This window comes from Pseudonocardia oceanicola (assembly GCF_047200735.1).
Taxonomy (GTDB): Bacteria; Actinomycetota; Actinomycetes; order Mycobacteriales; family Pseudonocardiaceae; genus Pseudonocardia.
Genome location: NZ_JBJZON010000007.1, coordinates 256,105 through 266,530 on the forward strand (window position 1 = coordinate 256,105; position 10,426 = coordinate 266,530).

The 10,426-nt window shown below is 71.8% G+C and carries 9 protein-coding genes; 1 reads left to right on the top strand and 8 read right to left on the bottom strand.

The genetic code is table 11. The features are described 5' to 3' along the window. Positions 1–48: 48 nt before the first annotated feature. The gene (locus ACL02T_RS13680) at positions 49–1,218 is read left to right on the top strand and encodes a PucR family transcriptional regulator (RefSeq protein WP_412831065.1); all 1,170 of its coding nucleotides are present in this window, start codon (positions 49–51) and stop codon (positions 1,216–1,218) included. 11 nt (positions 1,219–1,229) lie between these two features. On the opposite strand, the gene ACL02T_RS13685 is transcribed toward ACL02T_RS13680, so the two are convergent. The 8 genes from ACL02T_RS13685 to ACL02T_RS13720 form a co-directional block, all read right to left on the bottom strand. Continuing rightward, entirely contained in the window at positions 1,230–1,550 is a 321-nt protein-coding gene (locus tag ACL02T_RS13685; RefSeq protein WP_412831066.1) for a transposase family protein, read from the bottom strand. 553 nt (positions 1,551–2,103) lie between these two features. Next, entirely contained in the window at positions 2,104–2,781 is a 678-nt protein-coding gene (locus ACL02T_RS13690) for a response regulator (RefSeq protein WP_412831078.1), read from the bottom strand. 65 nt (positions 2,782–2,846) lie between these two features. Next, positions 2,847–5,486, bottom strand: coding sequence for a DUF4118 domain-containing protein (locus tag ACL02T_RS13695; protein WP_412831067.1), 2,640 nt, complete (start codon positions 5,484–5,486; stop codon positions 2,847–2,849). A 35-nt stretch (positions 5,487–5,521) separates the two neighbouring features. After that, positions 5,522–6,145 (bottom strand): K(+)-transporting ATPase subunit C, encoded by a 624-nt coding sequence (kdpC, locus tag ACL02T_RS13700; protein WP_412831068.1) that lies wholly within the window; start codon positions 6,143–6,145, stop codon positions 5,522–5,524. Position 6,146: 1 nt separating this feature from the next. Beyond that, complete coding sequence (gene kdpB, locus ACL02T_RS13705) at positions 6,147–8,246, bottom strand: potassium-transporting ATPase subunit KdpB (RefSeq protein WP_412831069.1); 2,100 nt, start codon at positions 8,244–8,246, stop codon at positions 6,147–6,149. Continuing rightward, the gene (gene kdpA / locus ACL02T_RS13710; protein WP_412831070.1) at positions 8,243–9,937 is read right to left on the bottom strand and encodes a potassium-transporting ATPase subunit KdpA; all 1,695 of its coding nucleotides are present in this window, start codon (positions 9,935–9,937) and stop codon (positions 8,243–8,245) included. Before kdpA ends, kdpB begins: the two co-directional genes overlap by 4 nt. Positions 9,938–9,974: 37 nt before the next feature. After that, on the bottom strand, positions 9,975–10,076 hold the full coding sequence (gene kdpF / locus ACL02T_RS13715; protein ID WP_181781203.1) for a K(+)-transporting ATPase subunit F: 102 nt from the start codon (positions 10,074–10,076) through the stop codon (positions 9,975–9,977). Further along, the coding region (locus tag ACL02T_RS13720) for a hypothetical protein (RefSeq protein WP_412831071.1) at positions 10,073–10,426 on the bottom strand (354 nt) is incomplete at its 5' end. The genes kdpF and ACL02T_RS13720, both read right to left, overlap by 4 nt.

Sequence of the window (10,426 nt, forward strand, 5' to 3'; positions counted from 1 at the left end):
CCGAATCCGACCAGCGGATTTCGTGGATTTGACGAAGGGGGGGATCTCGTGTCGGCCGACACCGAGGTCACGGCGCTGTTCGACGCGATGGCCGCGCGCACGGCCGAGCTGACCGCCCACATCGTCGGCCGTATCCGCGCCGAGGTGCCGGGCTACGAGAAGTTCCCCTACCCGGAGCACCACCGCGACGTCGAGGTCGGCGTGGTGGCCATCCTCGCGGGGCTGCGGGAGCGGCGGCCGCCGACGGCGGAGGCCATCGCCCACACCCGCGGCATGGGACGGCGGCGGGCGCAGTTCCCCCTCGCCCTGACCGCCTCGATCGAGGCGTACCACATCTCGTACCGCGAGATCTGGGCCGAGCTGCTCCGCCGCGCCCAGCAGCACGAGCCCGACCTGACCGGGGAACTCGTCGGCACCGTCGCCCTGCTGTGGACCTGGGTCCACCGGTTCAGCGCCGCCTTCGCCGACGCGCACGCGGAGGAGTCCCGGGTCCAGGCCGCGAGCATGCTCGCCCTGCGGCGCCGGTTCATCGACACCTTGGCCAGGGACGGCGCTACCTCGGAGGCCGCGTTCGATGCCGCAGTGGCACTGGGCTTCGAACCGGCCGGCGAGTTCCTCGTCGCCTGCTCGACCTCGCGCGGTGAGGTCCACATCGAGCAGACGAATGCTTCGCTCGCAGCGGGACCGGGTGTCGGCCACTGCGCGGCGGGCGAGGCGGGACAGGCGCTCGTGGTGGCGCAGGGCGTCGGCCCGGTCGACCTCGTCGCGGCCGTTCGAGCGGGTGAACCGACGGCGGCAGTCGGGCTCGCGGCGCCCGGAAGCGGCCTGCAGGCGGCGGCCTCGGGCATCGTCGACGCGGCCGAGACCCTAGAAATGGCTCGGCCGGGACAAATCGTCGACTTCCGGGAGGAATGGCCCGCTGTGATCCTGGGTCGGGCACGGTCGAGGCTCCGCCCCGTCCTGGAGGGCGGCACATCACTTGCCCGCAACAGCCCCGCTCTCGCCGACACCGTCCGAGCGTTCGCCGCACACCGTTACTCGGTCTCCGCATGCGCACGAGCGCTGCACATCCACCCCAACACCGCGAAATACCGCCTCGAGCGGTGGCACGCACTCACCGGCTGGGACGTCTACACCGTCTCCGGCCTGCTCGCCTCGCTCACCTGCCTGACCCTCGACGACCCCGGCCCCACCTACCCCCAAGGAGATCATGAGTAAGTGAGGTGATCTCAGCAGGGATTGCGAAGTTGTCGGTGTTCGATCTGTGTGAGGACGAGCGCGGCTTTTACGTGGTGTCCGATTCTGGAGGGGCCGGCGGTGATGCGTTGCAGTGCTCGCCAGTGTCCGGTGAGCAGGGCGAATCCGTGTTCCCCGAGGCCGCGGGTCGCTCGCAGCAGGGTGTTGTAGGCCTGGTTGTCCGGAGCGGGGGTCTGTCCGCCGCTGGGCTGTGTGATCGGGGTCTTGATGGATTGGCCTGCGCCTTCGTCGCCGGAGTCGGCCGGTGCGGGCAGCCGCAGTTGCGACGCCGACCAGTACGGGGCGGCGAGCACGCCGCCGTCGCGGGCGCAGGTGAGGTCGTGCAGGTGGGATCATCCCACTTGGGCGTGTCGGGCCCGCTACCTGCCATTCCTTACTGAGATCACCTCAGTAGACGATCTTCTGTTACGCAGTGATGTGTTGCAGGTTTGGGTCCCGGAAGAACCCGCGGACGAGGGCGGGCAGCTTCTGCAGGCGTCGGAGCGCGGAGATGACTTTGCTCTTCAGGTCGTCCTGGCTGATGACCTGACTTCGGCCACGTGCTTTAGCGCACACCACACAACGGTGGTCTCGCCGTCCACAGCGGCGTCGGTGATCCGCACCCCGAGTTCGACGGTGCGGACGATCGTGGCGGTCACGATCTGGGCAGGCGGGCACGTAGGCTGCGGCATCGGGACCCCGGGACGCCTAAAGGCTGCTGGCGTAGGAACCTGCATCATCAACTTCTCGGGGCCCACCTCAACGCAGCGACACGACCCCAACCCCGCCGTCGATCACGCCCTCACCTGCACTCCATTTCCGGAAGAGCCCGTTTGTCACCCCGGGCGATGCCAGGCCGGCCGGGTGCTACAGCTCAAGGCGGTAGCCCATCCCAGGCTCGGTGAGCAGGTGCCGGGGGTGCGCGGGATCAGGCTCGAGTTTGCGACGGAGTTGAGCGAGGAAGACGCGCAGATAGTTGGTGCGGTCCTCGTGGCGGGGTCCCCACACCTCGCGCAGCATGTCCCGCTGCGAGACGAGTTTGCCGCGGTGGCGTACCAGCATCTCGAGCATGCCCCACTCGGTGGGGGTGAGGTGGACGTCCGCCCCGGCGCGCTGGACGCGCTTGCGTTCCAGGTCGACCTCGACCTCACCGAACGCGACGACTCGGTCACCACCGCCAACGGACGTGGCGGCTCGGCGGGCGGCGGCCCGGAGCCGGGCGAGGAGTTCGGCCATACCGAAGGGTTTGGTGACGTAGTCGTCCGCGCCGGCGTCGAGCGCAGCGACCTTGTCGGTGGAGTCCGCGCGGGCGGAGAGCACGACGATCGGGACCGTGGTCCAGCCGCGCAGGCCGGCGATGACCTCTGTGCCGTCGAGGTCGGGGAGGCCGAGGTCGAGCACGACGAGGTCGGGGTGCACGTCGCCGACGGCCAGCAGGGCAGCTCGGCCGGTGGCGGCGGTGTTGACGTGGTAGCCGTGAGCGGTGAGATTGATCCGTAGCGCGCGCAGGATCTGCGGGTCGTCGTCGACGACCAGGACGCGCACCGCCGACCCGGCGGAACCGTCCTCGTCGACACGAGCTGCGGGCGCCCGGGTGCTGGGAGCGCCGGTCACGGCTGCACCGGGTTCGCCTCGACCTCACCGGGCCTGCGGGTGGCACCGCTGCCGGCGACGGCTCGGCTCGCGGCTTGCGGAGCGAGCGCAACGGGCAGCGAGATGACGGTGGTGAGGCCGCCGCCGGGGGTGTCCTCGGCGGTGAGGGTGCCGCCCATGGCCTCGGTGAGCCCGCGTGCCACGGACAGGCCGAGCCCGACCCCTCGGGTGGCGCGGCGGTCGCCGAGCCGTTGGAACGGTGTGAAGAGTCTGTCGCGCTGCTTCTTCGGCACTCCCGGCCCGGAGTCGACCACGCGCAGTTCGGCGCGGCCTTCGTAGGCACTGGCCCGCAACACGACCGGCGCCCCGCCACCGTGGCGCAGGGCGTTGTCGACCAGGTTGGCCACGACTCGTTCGAGGAGGCCGACGTCGGCGGTCACGTCGGGCAGACCATCCGGGATGTCGAGGCGGACCCGCTCGGCGTCGGGCACGCCGAGCAGCGCCCGGGCGGCAACCTCGTCGTAGCCGACGCGTTCCAGCAGCGGCGCGACGGCGCCGGAGGCGAGCCGGGAGGAGTCGAGGAGGTTGTCGACGAGGCCGCTCAGCCGGTCCGCGGACTCCTCGACGGTGGCGAGCAGCTCGGCCCGGTCGGCCTCGGGAAGCCGGATTAGCGGATCGCGCAGGCTGCCGACCGCGGCTTTGATGGAGGTGAGCGGGCTGCGCAGGTCGTGGCCGACCGCGGAGAGCAGCGCACCACGGGTCTCGTTGATCTCGGCGCGGCGCTGCGCGCGCATGGCCTCCTCGCCGGCGCGCTGGCTGCGCAGCGCGAGCAGTGCCTGCCCGCCCACGGTCTCCAGGAGCCGCCGGTCGGAGGCGGGCAGCGAGCGGCCGGTGCCGATCAGATGTAGTCCCGGTTCGACGGCCACGTCGACCTCGGCGTCCTCTGGGCGCGCGCAGTCCGGCGGCCCCGAGATCGCGACGCGGCGCCACCCGCCGCCGTCGTGTTCGAGCAGTGCGACGCAGCGCAGCCCGAACGCCTCGCGGACCTTCTCCAGCAGCCGGGGCAGCGGGTCGGTGCCGGTCAGCACGGTGCGGGCGAACGAGGCGAGCAGGGCCGCCTCGGTGCGGGCGCGCGCGGCCTGTTCACCGCGCCGCGTCGCCCGGTCGACCACCAGCGCAACAAGGACGGCGACCAGCAGCATGGCGACGACGGTGACCACGTTCTCCGGGTCGGCGATGGTCAGCGAATGGTAGGGGCGGGTGAGGAAGAAGTTGAGCAGCAACCCGCTGAGCAGCGCGGCGAGCAGGGCCGGGCCCAGCCCGCCGACCAGCGCCGCCACGACGGTGGCGAGGAAGAACAGCACGACGTCGGTGGACAGCCCGACGACGCCTTGGAGCGTGATGCCGATCAGCGTGGCGGCCGCCGGGCCGGCGACGCCCAGGAGCCAGCCGACGAGGCGCCGGTCCACTGGCAGCGGGCTGTGCAGCCGTGGTAGCCGCAGCGCGGAGCCGGCGGCGGCGTGGGTGACCATGTGGACGTCGATCGAGCCGGACTCCTGGATGACACGGGCGCCGATGCCCTCGTCGAACAGCCGGGCCAGGCGCGAGCGCCGGGACGTGCCGAGCACCAGCTGGGTCGCGTTCACCCCGCGGGCGAACTCGAGCAGGGCGTCGGTGACCCCGCCGGCCCCGCTGTCGCCGACCACGGCGTGGAAGCTGGCCCCGACATCATCGGCCAGCTTCCGCAACGCGTTCGTGGCCCCGACCGGCGCCCCGGCGAGGCCGTCGCCGCGCAGCACGTGCACGGCGAGCAGATCCGCCTGGCCGGCGCGTTTGGCGATGCGAGTGGCCCGGCGCAGCACGGTCTCCGACTCCGGGCCGCCGGTCAGCGCCACGACCACGCGCTCGCGGGTCTCCCAGGTCTCGGAGATCCGCTTCTCGGCGCGATAGCGCTGCAGCGCCGTGTCGACCTCGTCGGCCACCCACAGCAGGGCCAGCTCGCGCAGCGCGATCAGGTTCCCGACCTGGAAGTAGTTGGCCAGCGCGGCGTCGACCTTCTCCGCGGCGTAGACGTTGCCGTGCGCCAACCGGCGCCGCAGGGCCTCGGGGGTGATGTCGACCAGCTCGATCTGGTCGGCGCGGCGGACGAACTCATCGGGCACGGTCTCCCGCTGCCGCACGCCGGTGATCTTTTCGACGACGTCGTTGAGCGACTCCAGGTGCTGGATGTTGACCGTGGACAACACGTCGATCCCGGCGTCGAGGAGCTCCTCGACGTCCTGCCAGCGCTTGGCGTTGCCGGAGGCGGAGCTTGCGGAGCCGACCATCGGGTCCGGCGCGGGCGCGTTGGTGTGGGCCAGCTCGTCGACCAGCACCACCTCGGGGCGGCGGGCCAGCACGGCGTCCACGTCGAGCTCGCCGCCGTGGCGGGTGGGGCGCCGCGGCACGATCTCCAGGCCCTCGAGTAGCTCGGCGGTCTTCGCGCGGTCGTGGGTCTCCACGAGCCCGACGACCACGTCGGTCCCACGACCGGCGCGGCGGCGGGCCTCGGCGAGCATCGCGTAGGTCTTGCCGACCCCCGGCGCGGCGCCCAGATGGATCCGCAGCTCACCACGGGGTCGCCCGGTCGCTCCAGTCCTCGGCTCGGTCGTCGTCATCGCCTCCCCGTTCATGCCGGGCCCGCCCACCGTGCTCATCCGCCGGGCCGCTGCGCGGCGGCGACCGCCAGGTTGAGCTCGGTGACGTTCACGGTCGGCTCGCCCAGGAACCCGAGTATGCGCCCGTCGATCGCCTGCGCGACCAGGTCCCGCACTTGCGCGATCGGCAGGCCGGTGACCCGGGCGACGCGGTCGATCTGCAGCGCGGCGTAGGCCGGGCTGATGTCCGGGTCCAGCCCGGACGCCGAGGCGGTGATCGCGTCGGTCGGCACTGCCTCCGGAGCGACGCCCTCGCGCTGCGCGATCAGCGCGCGGCGCTGGGTCACCGCGGCGAGCAGGTCCTGGCTGTCGCCGGCCTTGTTCGAGCCCCCGGAGGTGCTGGTGTCGGCCGGGCCGAGCACGCCCTCGGCCGAGGCCGACGGCCGGGTGTGGAAGTACGGGTCGGCGGCGGGGTCGGCCGGCACGGGGTCGATGCCGATCAGCGACGACCCCACGGCGGTCCCGTTCTGCGTGATCAGCGAGCCCTCGGCGTGGCCGGACAGCCCGGGGACCCGGGAGACGCCCCAGACGGCGAGCGGATAGACGATCCCGCAGAGCACTGTGAAAACGATCAGTAGCCGCAGACCGGTGCCGGTCTGCCTGCGCAATGTGGAGAGCACGTCACATCCCGGGGAGAAGTCGGACGAGCAGGTCGATGAGGAAGATCCCGACGAACGGGGTGATGACGCCGCCCAGGCCGTAGATCAGCAGGTTTCGGCGCAGCAGCACCGACGCCGAGCTCGGCCGGTAGCGCACGCCGCGCAGGGCCAGCGGGATCAGCACGATGATGATCAGCGCGTTGAAGATCACCGCAGACAGGATCGCGGACCGCGACGAGTGCAGGCCCATGACGTTGAGCAGCCCGAGCGAGGGGTACAGCGCGGCGAACATCGCGGGCAGGATGGCGAAGTACTTGGCCAGGTCGTTGGCCACGGAGAAGGTGGTCAGGGCCCCGCGGGTGATCAGCAGCTGCTTTCCGATCTCGACGATGGCGATCAGCTTGGTGGGGTCGGAGTCGAGGTCGACCATGTTGCCGGCCTCCTTGGCTGCGGCCGTCCCGGTGTTCATCGCGACGCCGACGTCGGCCTGCGCGAGCGCGGGGGCGTCGTTGGTGCCGTCGCCGGTCATCGCGACCAGCCGCCCGCCCTCCTGCTCGCGGTGGATGTAGGCCATCTTGTCCTCGGGGGTGGCCTCGGCGAGGTGGTCGTCCACACCGGCCTCGGCCGCGATCGCCCGCGCGGTGCGTGGGTTGTCGCCGGTGACCATGACGGTGCGGATGCCCATCGCGCGCAGCTGGGCGAAGCGGTCGGCGATGCCGGGCTTGACCACGTCGGACAGCCGGATCACCCCCAGTACCCGCGCTGCGTCGCCGGTGGGCGCGGCGGCTTCGACGACGGCCAGCGGGGTGCCGCCCTCGTCGCCGATGGCGTCGGCGAGGCGGGAGACCTCGGCCCAGGCGGTGGAGTCGGCCGGCCCGCCAAACTCCTGCGCCGCGCTCGCCGCGCCCTTGCGCACGGACCGGCCGGGCAGGTCCAGCCCGGACATCCGGGTCTGGGCACTGAACGGCACGAACTCCGCCCGGGCCTCCTCGGGCGAGGCCTCGGCGGGCAGCCCGTACTCCCGCGAGCAGAGTTCGACGATGCTGCGTCCCTCGGGGGTTTGGTCCGCCAGGCTGGACAGCCGCGCCGCGGCGGCCAGCTCCGGCACCGTGGCGTGGCCGATCGGGATCAGCTCGGTGGCCTGCCGGTTGCCGAAGGTGATGGTGCCGGTCTTGTCCAGCAGCAGGGTGTCGATGTCGCCCGCGGCCTCGACGGCCCGGCCGGACCTGGCCAGCACGTTGCGCTGCACCAGCCGGTCCATGCCCGCGATGCCGATCGCGGAGAGCAGCGCGCCGATCGTGGTCGGGATCAGACAGACCAGCAGCGCCACCAGCACCACGACGGACTGCGGGCCGCCGGCGTAGGCGCTCATCGGCTGCAGGGCGACGACGGCGAGCAGGAAGATGATCGTGAGCGCGGAGAGCAGGATGGTCAGGGCGATCTCATTGGGCGTCTTCTGCCGGGCAGCGCCCTCGACCAGGGCGATCATCCGGTCGACGAAGGACTCGCCGGGCTTGGTGGTGATCTGCACGACGATCCGGTCCGAGAGCACCGTCGTGCCGCCGGTCACGCTGGACCGGTCACCACCCGCCTCCCGGACCACGGGGGCGGACTCGCCGGTGATCGCCGACTCGTCCACGGTGGCGATGCCCTCGACGACGTCGCCGTCGCCGGGGATCGTCTCGCCGGCCTCGACGACGACCCGGTCGCCGATGCGCAGCTCAGTGCCGCCGACACGTTCCTCGGTCCCGTCGGCACGGAGCCGGCGGGCGACGGTGTCGCGCTTGGTGCGGCGCAGGGTCTCGGCCTGGGCCTTGCCGCGGCCCTCGGCGACGGCCTCGGCGAGGTTGGCGAACAGCACGGTGAACCACAGCCAGACGGCAATGAGCCAGGCGAACAGCGTCGGCTGCCAGAGCGCGTCCAGGGTGACCAGGACCGAGCCGACCCAGACCACGAACATGACCGGGTTGCGCAGCTGGGCGCGGGGGTCGAGCTTGCCCAGGGCCGCGGGCAGCGAGGCCCACAACTGCCCGGGCCGGAACGCCCCCGCCCTCACCGATCCGCCGGAGGGTGCGGTGTGCTCCGCGGTGCGTTCCAGCGTGGTGCCCAGGCTGGGTGTCATGCCAGTGCCTCCGCGAGTGGGCCCAGCGCGAGCGCCGGGAAGAAGGTGAGGGCGGCGACCAGCACGACGGTGCCGCCCACGAGGACCCCGAAGAGGGGTTTGTCCGTGGCCAACGTGCCCGCGCCCGGCTCGACCCGGCGCTGCTGCGCGAGCGACCCGGCCAGGGCGAGGACCGCCAGGATCGGCACGAACCGGCCGAGCAGCATCGCCAACCCGAGGGCGGCCTGGAAGAAGTCGCCGGTCACCGTGAGCCCGGCAAACGCCGAACCGTTGTTGTTGGCCGCGCTGGCGAAGGCGTAGAGGACCTCGGAGAAGCCGTGCGCCCCGGCGTTGTTCAGCGCCTCGCGGGTGCCCGGTAGCGCGATGGCCAGGCCCGTGCCGACGAGCACCAGCGTCGGCATGGCCAGGATCGCCACCGCGGCCGCGGTGACCTCGCGTCGGCCGAGCTTCTTGCCCAGGTACTCCGGGGTGCGCCCGACCATCAGCCCGGCCAGGAACACCGCGATCACCGCCAGCACCAGGATCCCGTACAGGCCCGCGCCCACCCCGCCGGGCGCGACCTCGCCGAACAGGATGTTCAGCAGGGGCACACCGCCACCCCCGCCGGTCCAGCTGTCGTGCATCGAGTTCACCGCGCCGGTCGAGGTCCCCGTCGTGGACACCCCGAACAGCACCGACGCGGGGATGCCGAAGCGGACCTCCTTGCCCTCCAGCGCCCCGCCGGCGGTCAGCGTGGCCGGGCCGTTGGGGTGGGTCTCGGCACACCACGCCAGGGCGAGCATCGCCGCCCACAGCATGCCCATCACCGACAGCAGCACGGTGCCCTGGCGGCGGTTGCCGGCCGCGGAGGCGGAGCCTGCGGACCCGACCACGAGCATCGTGCCGAACGTGCGGGTCAGGCACACCGGGATCACCAGCAGCAGGAAGATCTCGAACAGGTTCGACAGCGCGTTCGGGTTCTCGAACGGGTGCGACGAGTTCGCGTTGAAGATCCCACCGCCGTTCGTGCCGAGCTCCTTGATCGCCTCCTGCGAGGCGGTCGGGGCCAGCGGCAGGGTCTGGGTGGCCCCGTCGACGCCGGTGACGTCCACGCCGGAGCGCAGCGACATCGTCACCCCCATGGCGATCAGCAGGATCGCCGCCCCGAAGGAGAAGGGCAGCAGGATCCGGACCACCCCGCGGGTCAGGTCCACCCAGAAGTTGCCGATCCGGTCGGCGCCGGGCCGGACGAAGCCCCGGACCAGCGCGATCGCCACGGCGATACCGACCGCGGCGGACACCACGTTCTGCACGGTCAGCCCGGCCATCTGCACGGTGTTGCCGAGCACCTGCTCGGGGACGTAGGACTGCCAGTTCGTGTTCGTCGTGAACGACACCGCGGTGTTGAACGCCATCGACGGCGCGACGGCGTCCCGCCCGAAGGCCATCGGCAGCAGCGGCTGCAGGCGCTGCAGCAGATACAGCAGCACGATCGAGACGAACGAGAAGCCCAGCACACCCGCGGCGTAGGTCGACCAGCGTTGACCGGAGGCCGGATCGACCCGGACCAGCCGGTACAGCGCCGACTCGACCCGCCAGTCCCGCTCGCTCGTGAACACCCGGGCCATGTAGTCCCCGAACGGGACGTAGACCACCGCGAGCAGCACCAGCAGCAAGCCAACCTGGAACAGGCCGGCGACGGTGTCGTTCACGACCGTCCCTCCGCGGAGACGAGCACGTCGGGACGCATCAGAACCGCTCCGGACGCAGCAGGGCCACCACCAGATAGACGAGCAGGGCCAGCGCGACCACGCCGCCGACCACATTCGTCACCACGTCAGCGGTACTCACAGGCGCTCCAGACCGCGCAGGCACAGCACCAGCACGGCGAACCCGCCGACCAGCAACAGTGCGTAGAGCACATCGGCCACCGGACCACTCCTCCGACCACGGCCGCCGGCCCCTCCGGCGACGCCGACGGCGAGTCTGATCCCTCCCGCGATCCCCGGAAGCCGTGCGAACACAACCTTGACGCCCTGACCGACGAAATTGACGCACTCTTGACGGCCCGGAGACACGCGCCACCACCACGCCCTGACCCGATCGCATCCGGTCTCTACGTCAGCCACAGCTCGCTCAGCGCGACCGCGGTCGCGGAAGGGCTCGATACGCCAGCAACTGGCATGCTCAAAGACCGCGGC